General features: G+C 67.9%; 18 protein-coding genes and 1 tRNA gene. 13 read left to right on the top strand and 6 right to left on the bottom strand.

The window, feature by feature from the left end; genetic code table 11:
* Positions 1 to 13: 13 nt before the first annotated feature.
* The 10 genes from iscU to AB4Z46_RS04335 all read left to right on the top strand — a co-directional run bounded on the left by iscU (position 14) and on the right by AB4Z46_RS04335 (position 6730).
* Positions 14 to 427 carry a Fe-S cluster assembly scaffold IscU gene (iscU, locus tag AB4Z46_RS04380; protein ID WP_442282264.1) on the top strand — a complete coding sequence of 138 codons (414 nt, stop codon included), beginning with the start codon at positions 14 to 16 and terminating at the stop codon, positions 425 to 427.
* A 1-nt stretch (position 428) separates the two neighbouring features.
* A complete protein-coding gene (gene iscA / locus AB4Z46_RS04375) occupies positions 429 to 752 on the top strand; it encodes an iron-sulfur cluster assembly protein IscA (RefSeq protein ID WP_286507593.1) in 324 nt (107 codons plus the stop codon).
* Between the two features lie 60 nt (positions 753 to 812).
* Positions 813 to 1331, top strand: coding sequence for a Fe-S protein assembly co-chaperone HscB (hscB, locus tag AB4Z46_RS04370; RefSeq protein WP_442282263.1), 519 nt, complete (start codon positions 813 to 815; stop codon positions 1329 to 1331).
* A 42-nt stretch (positions 1332 to 1373) separates the two neighbouring features.
* Positions 1374 to 3230, top strand: coding sequence for a Fe-S protein assembly chaperone HscA (hscA, locus tag AB4Z46_RS04365; protein WP_442282262.1), 1857 nt, complete (start codon positions 1374 to 1376; stop codon positions 3228 to 3230).
* 3 nt (positions 3231 to 3233) lie between these two features.
* Positions 3234 to 3572: an ISC system 2Fe-2S type ferredoxin gene (gene fdx / locus AB4Z46_RS04360; protein WP_442282261.1), complete on the top strand. Its 339-nt coding sequence runs from the start codon at positions 3234 to 3236 to the stop codon at positions 3570 to 3572.
* Complete coding sequence (dnaQ, locus tag AB4Z46_RS04355; RefSeq protein ID WP_442282260.1) at positions 3572 to 4291, top strand: DNA polymerase III subunit epsilon; 720 nt, start codon at positions 3572 to 3574, stop codon at positions 4289 to 4291. The genes fdx and dnaQ overlap by 1 nt, the downstream gene beginning before the upstream one ends.
* 78 nt (positions 4292 to 4369) lie before the next feature.
* Positions 4370 to 4444, top strand: a tRNA-Val gene (locus AB4Z46_RS04350).
* A gap of 55 nt (positions 4445 to 4499) precedes the next feature.
* Positions 4500 to 5597: an NAD(P)/FAD-dependent oxidoreductase gene (locus tag AB4Z46_RS04345; RefSeq protein ID WP_442282259.1), complete on the top strand. Its 1098-nt coding sequence runs from the start codon at positions 4500 to 4502 to the stop codon at positions 5595 to 5597.
* Positions 5598 to 5689: 92 nt separating this feature from the next.
* The gene (locus tag AB4Z46_RS04340) at positions 5690 to 5998 is read left to right on the top strand and encodes a glycine zipper domain-containing protein (RefSeq protein ID WP_442282258.1); all 309 of its coding nucleotides are present in this window, start codon (positions 5690 to 5692) and stop codon (positions 5996 to 5998) included.
* 45 nt (positions 5999 to 6043) lie between these two features.
* Positions 6044 to 6730, top strand: a complete 687-nt coding sequence (locus AB4Z46_RS04335) for a phage holin family protein (RefSeq protein ID WP_442282257.1) — start codon at positions 6044 to 6046, stop codon at positions 6728 to 6730.
* A gap of 10 nt (positions 6731 to 6740) precedes the next feature.
* On the opposite strand, the gene AB4Z46_RS04330 is transcribed toward AB4Z46_RS04335, so the two are convergent.
* Entirely contained in the window at positions 6741 to 7808 is a 1068-nt protein-coding gene (locus AB4Z46_RS04330) for a quinone-dependent dihydroorotate dehydrogenase (protein WP_442282256.1), read from the bottom strand.
* 47 nt (positions 7809 to 7855) lie between these two features.
* Between AB4Z46_RS04330 and rpiA the strand changes: the two genes are divergently transcribed.
* Positions 7856 to 8557 (top strand): ribose-5-phosphate isomerase RpiA, encoded by a 702-nt coding sequence (gene rpiA, locus AB4Z46_RS04325; RefSeq protein ID WP_442282255.1) that lies wholly within the window; start codon positions 7856 to 7858, stop codon positions 8555 to 8557.
* Positions 8558 to 8572: 15 nt separating this feature from the next.
* Here rpiA and AB4Z46_RS04320 read toward each other — a convergent pair whose 3' ends face one another.
* From AB4Z46_RS04320 to AB4Z46_RS04300, 5 genes are all read right to left on the bottom strand, one after another.
* The gene (locus AB4Z46_RS04320) at positions 8573 to 9193 is read right to left on the bottom strand and encodes a DUF4124 domain-containing protein (protein ID WP_442282254.1); all 621 of its coding nucleotides are present in this window, start codon (positions 9191 to 9193) and stop codon (positions 8573 to 8575) included.
* 34 nt (positions 9194 to 9227) lie between these two features.
* Positions 9228 to 11276, bottom strand: coding sequence for a M3 family metallopeptidase (locus tag AB4Z46_RS04315; protein ID WP_442282253.1), 2049 nt, complete (start codon positions 11274 to 11276; stop codon positions 9228 to 9230).
* A gap of 34 nt (positions 11277 to 11310) precedes the next feature.
* The gene (folD, locus tag AB4Z46_RS04310; RefSeq protein WP_442282252.1) at positions 11311 to 12171 is read right to left on the bottom strand and encodes a bifunctional methylenetetrahydrofolate dehydrogenase/methenyltetrahydrofolate cyclohydrolase FolD; all 861 of its coding nucleotides are present in this window, start codon (positions 12169 to 12171) and stop codon (positions 11311 to 11313) included.
* A gap of 76 nt (positions 12172 to 12247) precedes the next feature.
* Positions 12248 to 12880, bottom strand: a complete 633-nt coding sequence (locus tag AB4Z46_RS04305) for a response regulator transcription factor (protein ID WP_442282251.1) — start codon at positions 12878 to 12880, stop codon at positions 12248 to 12250.
* Entirely contained in the window at positions 12877 to 15414 is a 2538-nt protein-coding gene (locus AB4Z46_RS04300) for a PAS domain-containing sensor histidine kinase (RefSeq protein ID WP_442282250.1), read from the bottom strand. The genes AB4Z46_RS04305 and AB4Z46_RS04300 overlap by 4 nt, the downstream gene beginning before the upstream one ends.
* 205 nt (positions 15415 to 15619) lie before the next feature.
* Here AB4Z46_RS04300 and aceE point away from each other — a divergent pair, with 205 nt between their 5' ends.
* Positions 15620 to 18334, top strand: coding sequence for a pyruvate dehydrogenase (acetyl-transferring), homodimeric type (gene aceE / locus AB4Z46_RS04295; protein ID WP_442282249.1), 2715 nt, complete (start codon positions 15620 to 15622; stop codon positions 18332 to 18334).
* A gap of 39 nt (positions 18335 to 18373) precedes the next feature.
* A partial coding sequence (locus AB4Z46_RS04290; RefSeq protein ID WP_442282248.1) for a biotin/lipoyl-containing protein occupies positions 18374 to 18695 on the top strand: 322 nt, incomplete at its 3' end.

Raw genomic sequence — 18695 nt, 5'->3', positions numbered from 1 at the left:
AAAGAGGTACCCCATGGCTTACTCATCCAAGGTCATCGACCACTACGAAAATCCCCGCAACGTCGGCTCGTTCGAGAAGGGCGACGACTCGGTAGGCACCGGCATGGTCGGCGCACCGGCCTGCGGCGACGTCATGAAGCTGCAGATCAAGGTCAACCCCGAAACCGGCGTGATCGAAGACGCGCGCTTCAAGACCTACGGTTGCGGCTCCGCGATCGCCTCTTCCTCGCTCGTGACCGAATGGGTCAAGGGCAAGACGCTCGACGAAGCGGCCGCGCTCAAGAATGCGCAGATCGCCGAAGAACTGGCCCTGCCGCCGGTCAAGATCCACTGCTCGATCCTGGCCGAAGATGCGATCAAGGCAGCCGTGAGCGACTACAAGGCCAAACATGGCGTTGTTGCCAAGGCCCAGGAAGCCGTCCACTGACATGGCTGTGACCCTGACCGAATCGGCTGCGCGCCACGTCTCCCGCTACCTCGGCAAACGAGGCAAGGGCGTGGGCGTGCGGCTGGGCGTCAAGACCACCGGCTGCTCGGGCCTTGCGTACAAGCTCGAGTACGTCGACGAGTTCGCGCCCGAGGACGTGGTGTTCGAGGACCATGGCATCAAGGTGCTGGTCGACCCGAAGAGCCTCGCCTACATCGACGGCACCCAGCTCGACTTCGTGCGCGAAGGCCTCAACGAGGGCTTCAAGTTCAACAACCCGAACGAACGCGACCGTTGCGGCTGCGGCGAGAGCTTCCGCATTTGATCCCGACCGGCTTCGCGCCCGAGCCGCCACCATGTCATGTGCTGGCGGCTTTTTAACGCCATGAACCTGAACGACACTGATTTCGAGCTCTTCGCCGTGCCGGCGCGCTTCGCCCAGGACCGGGCCGCGCTCGATGCGCGCTGGAAGGAACTGCAGCGCGAGGCCCACCCCGACCGTTTTGCCGCCCAGGGCGCCGCGGCGCAGCGCATTGCGATGCAGTGGTCGGTGCGCATCAACGAGGCCTACCAGCGGCTCAAGAACCCGATCAAGCGCGCGACCTACCTGTGCGAGCTCCATGGTGCGCGCCTCAACGCCGAGACCAACACCGCGATGCCGCCCGAGTTCCTGATGAAGCAGATGGAATGGCGCGAGGAGCTCGACGACGCCGGCGACGCCGCCGCGCTCGACAAGCTGCGCAGCGAAGTCGAGGACGGCCGCGCGCGTGCGCTGTCCTCGCTCGACTGGCTGATCGACGAAAAGGGCGACTACGCCGAAGCGGTGCGGCAGGTGAGAGCCCTCATGTTCATAGAGCGTTTTGCCGAGGACATCGAGGCCCGGGCCGATCAGTGGGGACAATAGCGGCATGAATCTCCCCCACGCGCATCACTTCGCGTATTCCTGATGGCACTGCTCCAGATTTCAGAACCGGGCCAGGCGCCCGATCCGCACCAGCGCCGCGTCGCGGTCGGCATCGACCTCGGCACCACGCATTCGCTCGTGGCGGCGGTACGCAACGGCGTCGCCGAGTGCCTGCCTGACGCCGAGGGCCGCGTGCTGCTGCCTTCGGCGGTGCGCTACCTCGACGCCGACCGCCGCCAGATCGGCTTCGAAGCGGTGGCGGCGCGGGCCGCCGATCCTTCCAACGTCATCACCTCGGTCAAGCGGCTGATGGGCCGTGGCCTGTCCGACATCGCCAACCGCGAGGCGATGGCCTACCGCCTCACGGGCGAGGGCGGCATGGTCAAGGTGCAGACCGTGGCCGGCGAGAAGTCGCCGATCGAAGTCAGCGCCGAGATCCTCGCGACCCTGCGCTACCGCGCCGAGGACACCTTCGACGACGAGCTCCATGGTGTCGTGATCACGGTGCCGGCCTACTTCGACGAGGGCCAGCGGCAGGCCACCAAGGACGCGGCCCAGCTCGCGGGGCTGAATGTGCTGCGGCTCATCAGCGAACCGACCGCGGCGGCGATCGCCTACGGCCTGGACAACGCGAGCGAAGGCGTCTACGCGGTCTACGACCTCGGCGGCGGCACCTTCGACATCTCCATCCTGCGGCTCACGCAGGGCGTCTTCGAGGTCATCGCGACCGGCGGCGACTCGGCGCTGGGCGGCGACGACTACGACCATGCGCTGGCCGACTTCGTGCTGTCGCAGCGTGGGCTTGCGGCGCGCAGCGATGCCGACAGGGCGGCCCTGCTGGTGGCGGCCCGGGCCGCCAAGGAGGCGTTGACGGAGGCCGAAACGACCTTCTTCAGCGCCAAGCTGTCGGGCGAGGAAATCCGCGTCGAGATTCGGCGCGAGCAGTTCGAAGCCGCCACCGCGAGCCTGACCGCGCGCACCATCGCGGCCGTGCGACGCGCACTGCGCGATGCGCGGCTGCCGCAAGGCGAACTGCAAGGCATCGTGCTGGTCGGCGGCGCCACGCGCATGCCCCAGGTCCGCCGGGCGGTGGCCGAGTGCTTCGGCCGCGAGCCGCTGACCAATCTCGACCCCGACCAGGTCGTCGCCCTCGGCGCCGCGATCCAGGCCAACCAGCTGGCCGGCAACGGCGGCGCCGACGACCTGCTGCTGCTCGACGTGATTCCGCTGTCGCTGGGCATCGAGACGATGGGCGGCCTGGTCGAGCGGATCGTGCCGCGCAACCAGACCATCCCGACCGCGATGGCGCAGGACTTCACGACCTACAAGGATGGCCAGACCGCGTTGGCGCTGCATGTGGTGCAGGGCGAGCGCGACCTGGTCGCCGACTGCCGCAGCCTGGCGCGCTTCGAGCTGCGCGGCATCCCGCCGATGGCCGCGGGTGCGGCGCGCATCCGCGTGACCTTCACGGTCGACGCCGACGGCCTGCTCAGCGTCACCGCGAAGGAGCAGGGCAGCGGCGTCGAGGCGAGCGTCGCGGTCAAGCCGTCCTACGGCCTTTCCGACGATCAGATCGCCACCATGCTGCGGGACAGCTTCGCGACCGCGCAGCAGGACATGCAGGCGCGCGCGCTGGTCGAGGCCCGCGTCGATGCCGACCGCATGCTGCTGGCGACGCAGAGCGCGCTCGACGCCGACGGCGCGCTGCTGTCGGCCGCGGAGCGTGCCGCGATCGAGGCGCTGATGGCGGCACTGCGCGACGCACGCTCGGCCGAGGATGCCGCAGTGGTCGAAGCCGCCACCAAGGCGCTGGCCGACGGCACCGAAGCCTTTGCCGCCGAGCGCATGAACGCGGGCATCGCGCGCGCGCTCGCCGGCCGACAGATCGAATCTCTCTAGAACATGCCCACGATCAAGATCCTTCCCCATCCCGAGTACTGCCCGCAGGGCGCCGAGATCACCGCGCCGGCCGGCACCTCGATCTGCGAGGCCCTGCTCGAGAACCACATCAACATCGAGCATGCGTGCGAGATGAGCTGTGCCTGCACCACCTGCCACGTCGTCGTGCGCAGGGGCATCGATTCGCTCAACGAGGCGGAGGAGAGCGAGGAAGACCTGCTGGACCGGGCCTGGGGCCTGGAGCCGCAGTCGCGGCTGAGCTGCCAGGCGATCCTCGCGCAGGCCGATTTGACGGTCGAGATTCCGAAGTACTCGATCAACCACGCCAAAGAGAACCACTGATGAGCCGACTGATCGTCCTGGACACCGAAACCACGGGCCTGTCGGCGGAGAACGGCGACCGCATCATCGAGCTCGGATGCGTGGAGCTGTTCAATCGCAAGCTCACGGGCAACGACCTGCACATCTATTTCAACCCGGAGCGCGAGAGCCACGAGGACGCGCTCAAGGTGCACGGGCTGACGACCGACTTCCTGCGCGACAAGCCGAAGTTCGCGACGCTGGCTGGCGATGTCGTCGAGTACCTGCGCGATGCCGAGTTGATCATCCACAACGCGGCCTTCGACGTCGGCTTTCTCAATCGGGAGCTCGAACTCGCCGGGCTGCCGCCGCTGCGCAGCTTCGTCGGGGAGGTGACCGACACGCTGGCGATGGCGAAGGCGGTGTACCCGGGCAAGCGCAACTCGCTCGATGCGCTGTGCGACCGCTTCGGCATCGACCGCTCGAACCGCACCTTCCACGGCGCCAAGCTCGACGCGCAGCTGCTGGCCGACGTGTACATCAATCTCACGCGCGGCCAGGATGCGCTGCTGATCGACATCGCATCGAACGAGCCCGCGCACGGTGCCGTGGTCGCGATCGACCTGAGCGCCTTCGAGCTGCCGGTGCTGGTCGCGACCGAGCACGAGCTGGCCGCACACGAGGAGGTTTTGCTGCAACTCGACAAGTCCAGCAGCGGCCGCACGCTATTTCGCCAGATGAGCGAAAAAGCTGTGGCATAATCGCAGGCTTCGCACTACACGGTGCGAATGAATCCAGATGGCGTACGGCTCAAGTTTCACCTTGGCGTCGCGCGCCGGGGGCGGTTAGCTCAGGGGTAGAGCACAGCATTCACACTGCTGGGGTCGGAGGTTCGAAGCCTCCACCGCCCACCATCAATTCTCTTCGTTGCCACGCCGGGTTCGGCGTCCATCCCGCTAAGCTTGCGGGATGGACGAATTCGATTGCGCCGTCATCGGCGCCGGTGTGGTGGGGCTGGCCGTGGCCCGGGCCCTTGCGTTGCAGGGCCGTGAGGTCATCGTGCTGGAGTCCGAAGGGGCGATCGGCACCGGCACCAGTTCGCGCAACAGCGAAGTCATCCACGCGGGCATCTACTACCCCCAGGGCTCCCTGAAGGCGCAGCTGTGCGTCGACGGCAAGCAGCGGCTCTACGCCTATGCGGGCGAGCGCGGCCTGCCGCATAGGCGCTGCGGCAAGCTGATCGTCGCCACCAGCGAGGCGCAGGTCGGGCAGCTCGAGGCGATCGCCGCCAAGGCCCGCGCCAATGGCGTGGACGACCTGGTGCTGCTCACGCGCGAGCAGGCGCGTGCCATGGAGCCGCAGCTCGAATGCCTGGCCGCCCTCCATTCGCCGAGCACCGGCATCGTGGACAGCCACGCGCTGATGCTGAGCCTGCAGGGGGATCTGGAGCACGCCGGTGGCCTGGTGGCGCTGAAGTCCGAGGTCGTCGGCGCCGAGTGCGGCGGCAGCGGCATCGTGCTGAAGTCCCGCGACGGTACCGCCCTGCGCTGCAACACGGTCGTCAATGCGGCGGGCCTCTCCGCGCCGCTGCTCGCGCGGCGGTTCGAGGGCCTGCCCGCCGCTTCGGTGCCGACGGCCCATTTCGCGAAAGGCAGCTATTTCACGCTGGCCGGCCGTGCCCCCTTTCATCGACTGATCTACCCGGTGCCCGAGGCCGCAGGCCTGGGCGTGCACCTCACGCTCGATCTGGGCGGCCAGGCCAAGTTCGGTCCGGACGTGCAGTGGGTGGCGTCGCCCGACGACCTCGTCGTGGACGCAGCGCGCGGCGAGGGCTTCTACGCCGAGGTGCGGAAGTACTGGCCGGCGCTGCCGGACGCTGCGCTGGTCCCGGGCTATGCAGGCATCCGCCCCAAGATTTCGGGACCGGGGGAAGCCGCCGCCGACTTCATGATCCAGGGCCCCGAGGCGCACGGCGTGCGGGGGCTGGTCAACCTCTTCGGGATCGAGTCGCCGGGGCTGACCAGCAGCCTTGCGATCGCCCATCACGTGTCCGCGCTGCTATCGTAGGCCGGCGCGGGCATGTACCATGGAACGGCACGCCGTTTGTCGGCGTGGTGTCGCCGGCGCGGTGCCGGCCTGCCTGAGGAGGACCTTTTTCGATGACTGCATCCACCAACCTCGAAGCCGCGGCGAACGCCGTGGCCGAAGACATCGCGAGCGACGTCCGCAACGTGCTCGCCAGCAAGGATCTGGACGCCGTGCCGCACATCAAGGCGCTGCGCCAGCGCGTCGACAGCAAGCTGGCGATCGCGCGCGAGATCGCCGCCGAGAAGAGTCGCATTGCCGCCAAGAAGGCTCGCGAAGCCGCCAGTTCGGCCAATGCCTATGCGCATGACGAGCCGTGGCAGATCGCCGGCGCCGCATTGGCCGTGGGCGTGCTGGTGGGCCTGCTGCTTGGCCGCCGCTGAGCGCGGCCTCCGCGGCGTGCAGGAGGTCGGCGCCGAGGCTGCGTCATGAGCCTGGCGTCCCTGTTCGGCCTGAAATCCCGTCTGCGGCGCCTGCGCATCCTTGCCGGTGAAGGTGCACTGGCCGCCGAGGATCGTGCCCAGCTCCTGAGACTGGCCTGGGAGGAAGAGAAGAAGCGGCTGCGGCTGATGATGGGCCTGGGGGTCGCCGTCATCGGGCTGACCACCGTCGCCATCGCGCTGCTGTCGGTCGCGATCGTGGTTCATTTCTGGGACACGCCGTATCGAAACACGGCGGCCTGGGTACTGGCGCTGGTCTGGGTCGGGCTCTGGGTGGCTGCCGTGCTGGCGCTCCTGGGGACGCTGCGCGCGTCGTCGGCCTTCGCACCGGCGCGCGAGACCTTCGAGCGCGATCTCGAATGGGTCCATGACCGCTTCAGCCATCATGACGACGAGGAAGAGGCTCCGCCTGTGTCCGTCTCGCTGGACCGCGATCAGCTGCTTGCCCGCATCGAGCGCCAGCGTCTGCGGATCGCGACGCTTCAGGCGGCTTCGAGCGGCGCTGGCGAGGCACCGGTCCAGAACGAGACCGGCGCCGCGGCGGCGCTGCGCATCGCGCGCGAGCATCCGGTCGCCACCGGCGTGGCGACCGCCGCGGTGATCGCCGTGCTGGGTCCGCGCCGGCTGGTGCGTTGGGCGGCGGTGGTCGCTCCGGTGCTCTGGCGCATGCGGTGATTTGCGCCGCTCAGGCCTTGCGCTCGCGCAGCGCCTGGGCCGCCTGGCGCACCAGCGCCGGGCCGCGATAGATGAGGCCGGTGTAGATCTGCACCAGGTCGGCCCCGGCCTCGATCTTTTCCACTGCGTCGGCGGCGCTGAGCACCCCGCCCACGCCGATGATCGGGAAGCCCGGTCCGAGTGCGGCGCGCAGCTGGCCGATCACGCGGTTGCTGGCTTCGCGCACCGGCGCGCCCGAAAGCCCCCCCGACTCCTCGGCATGCGGCAAGCCGGCCACCGCATCTCGCGCCAGGGTGGTGTTGGTCGCGATGACGCCGTCCATGCGATGCCGCAACAGCGTCGCGGCGATTGCCCTGACCTGGGCCTCGTCGAGATCGGGCGCGATCTTCACGAACAGCGGGACCCGCCTGTTCTGGCGCGCGGCCAGCGCCTCGCGTTTGTCCGCCACGGCGCCGAGCAGCGCGTCGAGCGCTTCGTCGCTTTGCAGCGAGCGCAGGTTGGCCGTGTTCGGGCTCGAGATGTTGACCACGACGTAGTCGGCGTGCGGATAGACGCCGTCCAGGCAGATCAGGTAGTCGTCCACCGCACGCTCGATGGGCGTGGCCGCGTTCTTGCCGATGTTGAGGCCCAGCAGCATCGGCGGCTTCGAGGTGTCGCGCCGGAAGCGCGCTCGCCGGACGTTGGCGAGGAAGGCGTCCAGGCCTTCGTTGTTGAACCCGAGCCGGTTGATCAGCGCGTCGCGTTTCGGCAGGCGGAAGATGCGCGGCTTCGGATTGCCCGGCTGCGGCTTGGGCGTCACCGTTCCGACCTCGACGAAGCCGAACCCCATGGCGGCGAAGGCGTCGATGCAGCGGGCGTTCTTGTCGAGACCCGCGGCGAGGCCGATGCGGTTCGGGAACGAGAGCCCGGCGAGCGTGACCCGGTCGGCCACGCGAGGCGCCGCATAGGCGCAGGCCAGTGGTGTGTTCTGGGTCCTTGCCAGCGCGTCGAGGGTCAGTTCGTGGGCCCGTTCGGCATCGACGCCGAACAGGAAGGGGCGGGCAAGCCCGTAAAGAGAGGAGGGCAACGGCAGGAGCATCGGATAATTCTCGGCTTCAGACTTCAATCAGCCCAGGATTCTCCCCGATGACCTCCACCGCACCCGTTCCCTCCCCGACCCAGGACGAACTCAAGGCCCAGGTGGGCCGCGCTGCGCTGGACTACGTGGTCAAGGGCGAGATCGTCGGGGTCGGCACCGGCTCGACGGTCAACAAGTTCATCGACGCGCTGGCGAGCCTCAAGGGCGAGATCCGCGGCGCCGTGTCGAGCTCGGTGGCCTCGACCGAGCGCCTGCGGGCGCTGGGCATCCCGGTCTTCGACTGCAACGAGGTCGAGGAACTGGCGGTCTATATCGACGGCGCCGACGAGATCGACGGCCGCGGCTACATGATCAAGGGCGGCGGCGCCGCGCTCACGCGCGAGAAGATCGTCGCCGCGCAGTCCAGGCGTTTTGTCTGCATCGCCGATGCCTCCAAGCTCGTGAACACGCTCGGCGCCTTCCCGTTGCCCGTGGAAGTGATTCCGATGGCGGCACGGCGCGTGATGCGGCAGTTCGCCCGGCTCGGCGGCCTGGCGCAGGTGCGCGAGAAGGACGGCGTGCCGCTGGTCACCGACAACGGCCAGCACATCATCGACGTGACCGGCCTGCGGATCACGGATCCGCTCGGTTTCGAGAACGAAGTGAACCAGTGGCCGGGTGTTGTCACCGTGGGCGTGTTCGCGCGCCAGCGCGCCAATGTGTGCCTGCTGGGCACCGCATCGGGCGTGCGGACGCTGCAATTCGACTGATCGAAGCCTGAGACCCTAGAACTTGATGCCGGCGGGGTTGCCTGGGTTCGGCCCGTTGGCCGGCGCCGGGACTTCGGCGGGGGCGGGCGCGGCGGCAGCCGGCGCGGGTTCGGCCGCGGGTTGCAGGGCCACCAGCGGCCGGGCCGGCGCCTGGCGATAGCTGGCCGGCAATTGCGAGCTCTTGGGATAGCCCGCGGCGTCGAGGTACTGCGACCACTCCGAATCGCCGAAGCCCTTGAGCTGCTGCGAGCCGATGGTCAGCAGCGGCAGCGAGGTCTGGCCGCTCAAGCGCTGCAGCGCGTCGATGTCCTCGTTGGATTTGACGGTCCGTTCGTCGAAGGGCACGCCGCGCGTGACCAGCAGCGAGCGGCCGGCGCCGCAGGGACCGCAAGCCTCGCTGACGTAGAGCGTCACCGGATAGCGCTGCACCACCTGCCGCAGTTCGTAGGGCAGGCCGGTGTCGGCGCCCGCGCTGCCGCCGGCCCGCGCCGGCACCGCCGGAGCGCTGGCACTCGGCGGCTGGTCGGAAAAGGTGACCTTGCCGTTCTTGTCGACGTTGCGATAGACCGGCTGTGCCAGCGTTGCGCCGGCGACCAGCAGCAGGGTGAGGCCCGCGAGGGCGGCGTTGAGCTTCATCGATGATTCCCGAAATCGGATGGAGCGGAGTATCTCAGGCTGGTTGCGCCTCGGCCATTCCCTGGTGTCGAAGCAAAGCGTCCAGTTGCGGTTCGCGGCCGCGGAAGGCCTTGAAGGATTCCATCGCGCTGCGGCTGCCGCCCGCCTCGAGGATCGCCTCGCGGTACTTGCGGCCCGTCTCGATGCTCGGCTCGCCGTTGGCGCCGGCGGTCTCCTCGAAGGCCGCGTAGGCGTCGGCGCTGAGCACCTCGGCCCACTTGTAGCTGTAGTAGCCGGCCGCGTAGCCGCCCGAGAAGATGTGGCTGAAGGTGTTGGGCGTGCGGCTGAAGGACGGCGAGGGCATCACCGCGACCTCCTCGCGCACCTTGGCCAGCAGGGTCATCACATCGCCCGGCTGTGCCGTGGCTGCGTCGTAGCCGGTGTGCAGCAGCATGTCGAAGAGAGAGAACTCGATCTGGCGCAGGGTCTGCAGGCCGCTCTGGAAGTTCTTCGCGGCCGTCATCTTGTCGAACAGCGCGCGCGGCAGCGGCGCGCCGGTGTCGACATGGGAGGTCATGTGAGCGAGCACGTCCCACTCCCAGCAGAAGTTCTCCATGAACTGGCTCGGCAGCTCGACCGCGTCCCATTCGACGCCGCTGATGCCCGAGACGTCGCGCTCGTTGATCCGGGTCAGCATGTGGTGCAGGCCGTGGCCGAATTCGTGGAACAGGGTGGTCACGTCGTCGTGCGTCAACAGCGGCGGCTTGCCGTCGACGCCTTCGGCGAAGTTGCAGACCAGTTGCGCCACCGGCGTCTGCAGCGCGCCGGTGTCGGGGCGCAGCCAGCGTGCGCGCACGTCGTCCATCCAGGCGCCGCCGCGCTTGGCGGCGCGGGCCGAGGGGTCGAGGTAGAACTGGCCGACTTTCTGGCCGGCGCGCTCGATGCGGTAGAACTCCACGCCCGGGTGCCAGACCGGCGCCGTGTCGCGCCGGATCGTGACCTCGAACAGCGTCTCGACGATCTTGAACAGGCCGGCCATCACCTTGGGCGCGGTGAAGTACTGCTTGACCTCCTGCTCGCTGAAGGCGTAGCGCGCCTCCTTGAGCTTCTCGCCGATGTAGCTCCAGTCCCAGGGCTGCGGATCGGCCAGGCCCAGGTGCTCCGCCGCGAAGCTGCGAAGGTCGGCCAGGTCGCGCTCGCCGTAGGGCCTGGCCTTGGCGCCGAGATCGCGCAGGAACTTGATCACCTGGTCGGCCGATTCGGCCATCTTCGGCACGATCGAGAGTTCGCCGAAATTGGGGTAGCCGAGCAGCTTGGCCTCTTCCTGGCGCAGCGCCAGGATCTCGCGGATCAGCGCGGTGTTGTCGAAGGCGGGGTCGCCGAATTCGCTCGCGCGCGTGACGTAGGCGCGGTAGAGCCGCTCGCGCAGCGCACTGCTCTTCGCGAACTGCATGACCGGCAGGTAGCAGGGCATCTTGAGCGTGAGCTTGTAGCCGTCCTTGCCCTCGGCCTCGGCCGCCGAGCGGGCGGCGCTGACGACGTCTTCCGGCAGGCCGTCGAGGTCGCCCTGCGCCGCGTACCAGGCGAAGGCATCGGTGGCGTCGAGCGCGTTCTCGCTGAACTTCTGGCTCAGCTCGGCCTGGCGCTCCTGGATTTCAGCGAAGCGCGCCTTGGCCGCGCCCTGCAGTTCCGCGCCGCCGAGCACGAAGTTGCGGATCGCGTTGCGGTGCGCCTGGCGCTGCTCGGGATTGAGCGTCGCCGGGTCGATGGCCTTGTACTTGGCGTAGAGCCGTTCGTCCGAGCCCAGGCGAGTCCAGAAGGCGGTGACGCGCGGCATCGCGTCGTTGTAGGCGGCGCGAAGCTCGGGCGTATCGGCCACCGCGTTGAGGTGGCCGACCGCGCCCCAGGCGCGGCTGAAGCGCTCCGAGGCCACGTCCAGCACCTTGGCGATCGCAGTCCAGTCGGCCGGGAACCCGGGCGCGGTCACTTCCTGCAGCGCCGATTCGGCGCTGGCGAGCAGAGTGTCGACCGCCGGGGCGACATGCTCCGGCCGGATCTGGTCGAACAGCGGGAGGTCGTTGAAGTCGAGGAGCGGATTGGTCATGGTCTTGTTCAGATGGCGGACGGAGGGCGCGAGTTCAAGTGGCGCTGGCGGCCGCGCGCTCGGCGGCCTCGAGGGTGTTGACCAGCAGCATCGTGATGGTCATCGGGCCGACGCCGCCTGGCACCGGCGTGATCCAGCCCGCGACCTCGCGCACGCCGGCGAAGTCGACGTCGCCGCAGAGCTTGCCTTCGTCGTTGCGGTTCATGCCGACGTCGATCACGACCGCGCCGGGCTTGACCATGTCGGCGGTGAGCACATTGCGCTTGCCCACGGCCGCGACCACCACGTCGGCCTGGCGCGTGATGGCCCCCAGATCGGCCGTCGCGCTGTGGCAGATGGTGACCGTGGCGCTCTTGGCCAGCAGCATCAGCGCCATCGGCTTGCCCACGATGTTGCTGCGGCCGATGACCACCGCATGCTTGCCGCGCAGCTCGAAGCCGATCGACTCGAGCATCTTCATGCAGCCGTAGGGCGTGCAGGGCCAGAAGCCGGGCGAGCCGGTCATCAGGGCCCCGGCGCTGGCGACGTGGAAGCCGTCGACATCCTTGGACGGCGCGATCGCCTCGATCACCTTCTGCGCGTCGATGTGCGCGGGCAGCGGGAGCTGCACCAGGATGCCGTGGATAGCCGGGTCGTTGTTGAGCGCGTCGACGCGGGCCAGCAGGTCGGCCTCGCTCAGGTCGGCCGGGTACTTCTCGAGCACCGAGTGCAGGCCGCTGTCCTCGCAGGCCTTGACCTTGTTGCGAACGTAGACCTGGCTGGCGGGGTTCTCGCCGACCAGCACCACCGCCAGGCCGGGGACCACGCCGCGGGCCTTGAGCGCCGCGGCGCGGGCCGCGACCTCGGTGCGGAGCGTCTTGGAGAGGGCGTTGCCGTCGATCAGTTGAGCTGTCATCGTTTTTCGATCTTCAGAAATGGAAACGCCCGCTTGCGCAGGCGTGGGGTCGGTCGGGAGCGCCGGGGCGTTCGGGCTAGGCCTTGGTCGGCGTCGCTGCCTGCCCGAGGGCGATTTTCAGCAGGTCGGCCACGGTGTTGGCGTTGAGCTTTTCCATGATGTTGGCGCGGTGCGCCTCCACCGTCTTGATGCTGATGCCGAGGTCGTCGGCGATCTGCTTGTTGAGGCGGCCGGCGACGATGCGCTCGAGCACCTGGGCCTCGCGGCCGGTGAGCTTGGACAGGAGGGCATCGCGGCTGGCCGACTGCTGGTGCTGCGCGAAGGCGCCGCGCGCGTGTTCGAGCATGCGTTCGACCAGCGTCACCAGCGCCTCGTCGTTGAACGGCTTCTGGATGAAATCCATCGCGCCCTTCTTCATGCTGTCCACCGCCATCGGCACGTCGCCGTGGCCGGTGATGACCACGATGGGCAGCGGCGAGCGGCGCTCGATCAGCCGATCCTGGAGTTCGATGCCCGACATGCCGGCCATGCGGATGTCGACGATCAGGCAGGCCACCTCGCGTGGGTCGTAGCGCGACAGGAAGGACTCGGCCGAATCGAAGCAGCGGACGCGATAGTCCTTGCCCTCGAGCAGCCATTGCAACGAATCGCGGACCGCTTCATCGTCATCGACGACATAGACCGTGCCCTTCTTCGGAATCAAACTCATGCAGGTACTTTCGCCTCGTTGCTTGCTACGGAATCGATAGCGTCCAACACCGGTAACCAGAAGGAAAAACGGCATCCGACCACATCCGGACCATTGTAGATGTTCTCCGCCTGCATCCGGCCGCGGTGCGATTCGACGATGGTTCGGCACAAATTGAGGCCGATCCCCATGCCCTCGGGCTTGGTGGAGAAGAAGGCCTCGTAGAGCCGGTCCATCACTTCGGGGGCCAGGCCCATGCCGGTGTCCTGGACCGAGAACTCGACCGCGGGCTGACCGTCGATGGACTTGGGCAGCACCCGCAGCTCGACGCTGCGGCGCGCCAGCGGCCGGTTGGCCAGGTCGATCGATTCGGCCGCGTTCTTCAGCAGGTTGACCATCACCTGCTCGATCAGGATCGGATCGACCCGCAGGATCGGCAGCCGCGCCGCCACGTAGTGATTGAGCCGCACGTTGCGGCGGCGCAACTCGATGCCGGCCAGCTCGACCGCCTCGCTGACCATGGTCGCGACCTCGGCCGGCGTCCGGTTGGGCTCGCTGCGCTTCACGAAGGAGCGGATGCGCTGGATGATCTGGCCGGCGCGCTGGGCCTGCTTCGACGTCTTCTCGAGCGCCGCGAGCAGGGCGTCCGAATCGATCTGCTGGCCCTTGATGCGCGACACCATGCCGTTGCAGTAGTTGGTGATCGCGGTCAGCGGCTGGTTGAGCTCGTGCGCGACACTGGAGGCCATCTCGCCCATGGTGATCAGCCGACTGGCGGCGTGCGCCCGGTCGGCCTGGGCCGCCGCCAGGTCTTCGGCATCGCGCCGCGGCGTGATGTCGGTGGCGATCACCAGTTGGGCCAGCCGACCGTCGACCCAGGTCAGGTAGCGCGAACGCACCTCGAGCCACTTGCCGAGCTCGGGCACGAAGATTTCGTTGTTGGCGGGCTGCGCGGTGGTCAGCTGGTCGATCGGCAGGCCGGCGAAGGAGTCGACGTCGTCCAGTTCTTCGTCGCGCGCCTGGGTCGCCGGCACGCCGGCCTGCGCCACCATGCCCAGGTGGCCGACGGTGTTCGAGCCAAACCAGAGCCGGTACAGCTTGTTGGCGAACAGCAGCTCCTCGCTGCCCAGCGGGGCCACCGAGACCGAGGCGTCCAGCGCTTCCAGCACGGTGGTGAAGCGCTCGTAGGAGGCCGACAGCTGCTCGCGGATCCGGGTCGGCTCGGTGATGTCGGTCATCGAGGTCATCCAGCCGGTCTGGTGGCCGCGGGCGTCGATCAGCGGCGAGACATAAAGCCGGGCGTTGAAGACGCTGCCGTTGCGGCGCTTCACCCGGACCTGGAAGCCGCCGGGCAGGGCGCGCCCGTGCAGCTCTTCCTCGAGCCGCTCGTTCATGACTTCGCGGTCGGATTCGAGCCAGTAAGGGAAGGGCGGGGTCTGGCCGACCAGCTCGTTCTCGCTCCAGCCGGTCATGGCGCAGAACGCCGCGTTGACATAGGTGATGCGGCCTTCGAGGTCGAGTACGCGCATGCCGGTCAGCATGGAGTTCTCCATCGCGCGCCGGAAGTTGGTCTCGGCCACCAGCGCCTGCTGCGCCTGCAGCCGCCTGCGCGTGTGGCGCCAGGTGCCGATCAGCATCCAGCTGGTGAGCACGCTGAGCGCGCCGACCAGCCAGAACAGGCCGTTGCCGACCACGCCCTGCGAGGTGCGGTAGGCCTGTGCCCTCAGTACCAGCGCGTTGCCCACGGGAGAGACCGGGACTTCGTACTCGTTGGTGCGCACCGTCCAGGGCAGCAGCCGCGTACCGGCCCCGCGCGGGTTGGCGACCGTGTTGCCAGCGATCAGGCCGCCCTTGGCGTCGAGCAGCGAGACCGCGTAGCGCGCCGAGACCTCGGAGGGCATGCCGTAGCGCAGCAGGCCATCGATCGAGAACTCCCCGAGCAGCATGCCGGCGAACAGGCCCTGGTCGAACAGCGGGATGTAGAGCCCCAGCATCGGCGGCGGCTCGCCGCCGGCCAGCGGCTGCGAGAAGACCGGTTGGCGCAGCTCGCGCGCCAGCGCGTAGTTGCTCTCGATGTCGCCTGGCCGCAGCACCTCGCCGACCGCATGCTGGAGCGCCGGATGGACGCTCGGCGCGGCGTAGTTGGCCTTGAAGCGGCGGCGGTCGTCGATCCAGCTGACGGACTGCAACTCCGGGAACTGGCTCACCAGCGACTCCGCGCGGCTGGTGAATTCGGCAGGGTCGATCTCGCGGTTGGAGGCGTCGCGCGCGAGCCGCATCAACTGCTCCTGGCGCTCCAGCAGCCGCAGGCGCACGCGTTGCTGGGCGTACTCCACATCGCGCTTCACCGATTCCTGGACGCGCTCCATCTCTTCGGCACGCAAGTACCAGAACGCCGACACGATGGCCGCGAGGAACAACAGCACGGCGGCCAGCGGCGCGAGCATCGCAACGGCGTCCTGCAGCACCGGCGTCTGGCGGCGCCACCAGCGGCGCCACCACGACAGCGGCGATGCGGCGCTGCGGGCGACCGCGATCGGAGAGGAAAGGGGCATCGGCCAAGTTTAGGTGAAGGCCCCGGACAACGAACGGCGGCGGGTGAGTGCCATGGACCGGCGCGCGGCCACACTCGATTTGAAGATTTCATATTAAGAAATCATAGAGCACGATTTGAAATTCCAAGAATTCTGTGAGAAACTCCCGCGCGCTGCCGGATACGGCACTAAATTACAGCCACACCCCCTCAAAAAGGAGACAAGCATGTCGGCAAATCCCGAGAACCTGTTCGGCTCGGCCGCGAACGACCTGGACGCGCAGGAGACGCGTGAATGGATGGACGCCCTGTCGGCCGTCATCGAGAGCGAGGGGCCCGAGCGCGCGCACTTCCTGCTTGAGCAACTGCTCGAGCACGCGCGCCAGAACAGCATCGACAAACCGTTCTCGGCCAATACCGCCTACGTCAACACGATCGAGACGAACCAGGAGGAGCGTTCCCCCGGCAATGCCGAGATCGAGGAGCGCCTGCGCTCCTACATGCGCTGGAATGCCATGGCGATGGTGGTCAAGGCCAATCGTCATCACCCGCCCGAAGGCGGCGACCTCGGCGGCCACATTGGCTCCTTCGCCTCGCTGGCCAGCATGTTCGGCGCCGGCTTCAACCACTTCTGGCATGCCGAGAGCGAGAACCACGGCGGCGACTGTCTCTATATCCAGGGCCACGTGTCGCCCGGGATCTATGCCCGCGCCTACCTCGAAGGCCGCCTCACCGAAGAACAGTTGCTGAATTTCCGCCAGGAAGTCGACGGCAAGGGCCTGTCGAGCTACCCGCATCCGAAGCTGATGCCCGAGTTCTGGCAGTTCCCGACCGTGTCCATGGGCCTGGGTCCGCTGATGGCGATCTACCAGGCGCGCTTCCTCAAGTACCTGCATGCCCGCGGCATTGCCAACACCGAGAACCGCAAGGTCTGGGTGTTCTGCGGCGACGGCGAAATGGACGAGGTCGAATCGCTGGGCGCGATCAGCCTGGCGGCGCGCGAGAACCTCGACAACCTGGTGTTCGTGATCAATTGCAACCTGCAGCGCCTGGACGGCCCGGTGCGCGGCAACGGCAAGATCATCCAGGAGCTCGAGGGCGAATTCCGCGGCTCGGGCTGGAACGTGATCAAGCTGATCTGGGGCAGCAACTGGGATCCGCTGCTGGCGCGCGACAAGGACGGCGCGCTGCGCAAGATCATGATGGAGACCAACGACGGCGACTACCAGTCGTTCAAGGCCAACGACGGCGCCTATGTGCGCAAGCACTTCTTCGGCCGCGACCCGCGCACCCTCGAGATGGTCGCCAAGATGAGCGACGACGAGATCTGGAACCTGCGCCGCGGCGGCCACGATTCGCAGAAGGTCTATGCGGCCTTCGACGCCGCCGTCAAGCACAAGGGCCAGCCCACGGTGCTGCTGGTGAAGACCGTCAAGGGCTTCGGCATGGGCAAGATCGGCGAGGGCAAGAACACGGTCCACCAGACCAAGAAGCTCGGCGACGAGGACATCAAGGCCTTTCGCGATCGCTTCAACATCCCGATCCCGGACAGCCAGATCGCCGACCTGCCGTTCTACAAGCCGGCCGACGACACGCCCGAGATGAAGTACCTGCACGAGCGCCGCAAGGCGTTGGGCGGCTACCTGCCGCATCGCCGCGTGAAGGCCGACGAGAGCTTCACGGTGCCCGCGCTGGAAGCCTTCAAGGCCGTGCTCGAGCCGACCGCCGAAGGGCGCGAGATCTCGACCACGCAGGCCTATGTGCGCTTCCTGACGCAGCTTCTGCGCGACCAGGCGCTGGGTCCGCGCGTGGTGCCGATCCTGGTCGACGAAGCCCGCACCTTCGGCATGGAAGGCCTGTTCCGCCAGATCGGCATCTACAACCCCGCGGGGCAGCAGTACACGCCGGTCGACAAGGACCAGGTCATGTACTACCGCGAGGACAAGGCCGGCCAGATCCTGCAGGAAGGCATCAACGAGGCCGGCGGCATGTCGAGCTGGATCGCGGCAGCCACCTCGTACAGCACCAACAACCGGATCATGGTGCCGTTCTATGTCTACTACTCGATGTTCGGGTTCCAGCGCATCGGCGACCTGGCCTGGGCGGCCGGCGACATGCAGGCGCGCGGCTTCCTGCTCGGCGGCACCTCGGGACGCACCACGCTGAACGGCGAAGGCCTGCAGCACGAGGACGGCCACAGCCACATCCTGGCCAACACGATCCCGAACTGCGTCAGCTACGACCCGACCTTCGCGCACGAGGTCGGCGTGATCCTGCACCATGGCCTGAAGCGCATGGTCGAGAAGCAGGACAACGTCTACTACTACATCACGCTCCTGAACGAGAACTACCCGATGCCCGGCCTGCAGCCCGGCACCGAGGAGCAGATCATCAAGGGCATGTACCTGTGCAGGCAGGCACCGGCGCTCAAGGCCAAGTCGCCGTCGGTGCAGCTGCTCGGCAGCGGCACGATCCTGCGCGAGAGCTTCGCGGCCCAGGAACTGCTCGAGAAGGACTGGGGCGTTTCGGCTGCCGTCTGGAGCTGCCCGAGCTTCAACGAGCTGACGCGCGACGGCCAGGAAGCCGACCGCTGGAACCTGCTGCATCCGACCGAAACGGCGCGCGTCTCGTTCGTTGCGCAGCAGCTGTCGGCCAGTGCCGGCCCGGTCGTGGCGTCGACCGACTACATGAAGGCCTATGCCGAGCAGATCCGCCCGTTCATCCCGAAGGGCCGCAACTACAAGGTGCTCGGCACCGACGGCTTCGGCCGCAGCGACTTCCGCAACAAGCTGCGCGAGCACTTCGAAGTCAACCGCCACTTCATCGTGGTGGCGGCGCTGAAGGCGCTGGCCGAGGACGGCACGGTGCCGGCGCAGAAGGTGGCCGACGCGATCAAGAAGTACGGCATCAACGCCGAGAAGATCAACCCGCTCTACGCATAAAACCAATCAACGGCGCCCGAAGGGCGGGAGACACACGATATGGCAACAGTGGAAATCAAGGTGCCGGACATCGGCGACTTCGACGAGGTCGCGGTGATCGAGGTGCTGGTGAAGGTCGGTGACACGGTGAAGGCCGAGCAGTCGCTGATCACGGTGGAGTCGGACAAGGCCTCGATGGAGATCCCGTCGAGCCAGGCCGGCGTCGTGAAGGAACTCAAGGTCGAGGTCGGCAGCAAGGTCAAGGAAGGCTCGGTGGTGCTGGTGCTGGAAGGCGAGGGCGCGGCCGCGCCTGCCGCAGCCCCTGCTCCCGCCGCGGCTGCCGCACCGGCCGCTGCCCCCGCAGCGGCAGCGGCGCCTGCCC

The sequence above is a fragment of the Variovorax sp. M-6 genome (genome assembly GCF_052114385.1).
In the GTDB taxonomy this organism is placed as follows: domain Bacteria; phylum Pseudomonadota; class Gammaproteobacteria; order Burkholderiales; family Burkholderiaceae_C; genus Variovorax.
The sequence above is the reverse complement of the archived record's forward strand: the minus strand, read 5'-3'. Positions and strand labels throughout refer to the sequence as shown.

What these genes read in the sequence shown, in the direction of transcription:
- iscU (WP_442282264.1), top strand. Translation starts at nt 14, where the DNA reads ATGGCTTACTCATCCAAGGTCATCGACCACTACGAAAATCCCCGCAAC.
- iscA (WP_286507593.1), top strand. Translation starts at nt 429, where the DNA reads ATGGCTGTGACCCTGACCGAATCGGCTGCGCGCCACGTCTCCCGCTAC.
- hscB (WP_442282263.1), top strand. Translation starts at nt 813, where the DNA reads ATGAACCTGAACGACACTGATTTCGAGCTCTTCGCCGTGCCGGCGCGC.
- hscA (WP_442282262.1), top strand. Translation starts at nt 1,374, where the DNA reads ATGGCACTGCTCCAGATTTCAGAACCGGGCCAGGCGCCCGATCCGCAC.
- fdx (WP_442282261.1), top strand. Translation starts at nt 3,234, where the DNA reads ATGCCCACGATCAAGATCCTTCCCCATCCCGAGTACTGCCCGCAGGGC.
- dnaQ (WP_442282260.1), top strand. Translation starts at nt 3,572, where the DNA reads ATGAGCCGACTGATCGTCCTGGACACCGAAACCACGGGCCTGTCGGCG.
- AB4Z46_RS04345 (WP_442282259.1), top strand. Translation starts at nt 4,500, where the DNA reads ATGGACGAATTCGATTGCGCCGTCATCGGCGCCGGTGTGGTGGGGCTG.
- AB4Z46_RS04340 (WP_442282258.1), top strand. Translation starts at nt 5,690, where the DNA reads ATGACTGCATCCACCAACCTCGAAGCCGCGGCGAACGCCGTGGCCGAA.
- AB4Z46_RS04335 (WP_442282257.1), top strand. Translation starts at nt 6,044, where the DNA reads ATGAGCCTGGCGTCCCTGTTCGGCCTGAAATCCCGTCTGCGGCGCCTG.
- AB4Z46_RS04330 (WP_442282256.1), bottom strand. Translation starts at nt 7,808, where the DNA reads ATGCTCCTGCCGTTGCCCTCCTCTCTTTACGGGCTTGCCCGCCCCTTC.
- rpiA (WP_442282255.1), top strand. Translation starts at nt 7,856, where the DNA reads ATGACCTCCACCGCACCCGTTCCCTCCCCGACCCAGGACGAACTCAAG.
- AB4Z46_RS04320 (WP_442282254.1), bottom strand. Translation starts at nt 9,193, where the DNA reads ATGAAGCTCAACGCCGCCCTCGCGGGCCTCACCCTGCTGCTGGTCGCC.
- AB4Z46_RS04315 (WP_442282253.1), bottom strand. Translation starts at nt 11,276, where the DNA reads ATGACCAATCCGCTCCTCGACTTCAACGACCTCCCGCTGTTCGACCAG.
- folD (WP_442282252.1), bottom strand. Translation starts at nt 12,171, where the DNA reads ATGACAGCTCAACTGATCGACGGCAACGCCCTCTCCAAGACGCTCCGC.
- AB4Z46_RS04305 (WP_442282251.1), bottom strand. Translation starts at nt 12,880, where the DNA reads ATGAGTTTGATTCCGAAGAAGGGCACGGTCTATGTCGTCGATGACGAT.
- AB4Z46_RS04300 (WP_442282250.1), bottom strand. Translation starts at nt 15,414, where the DNA reads ATGCCCCTTTCCTCTCCGATCGCGGTCGCCCGCAGCGCCGCATCGCCG.
- aceE (WP_442282249.1), top strand. Translation starts at nt 15,620, where the DNA reads ATGTCGGCAAATCCCGAGAACCTGTTCGGCTCGGCCGCGAACGACCTG.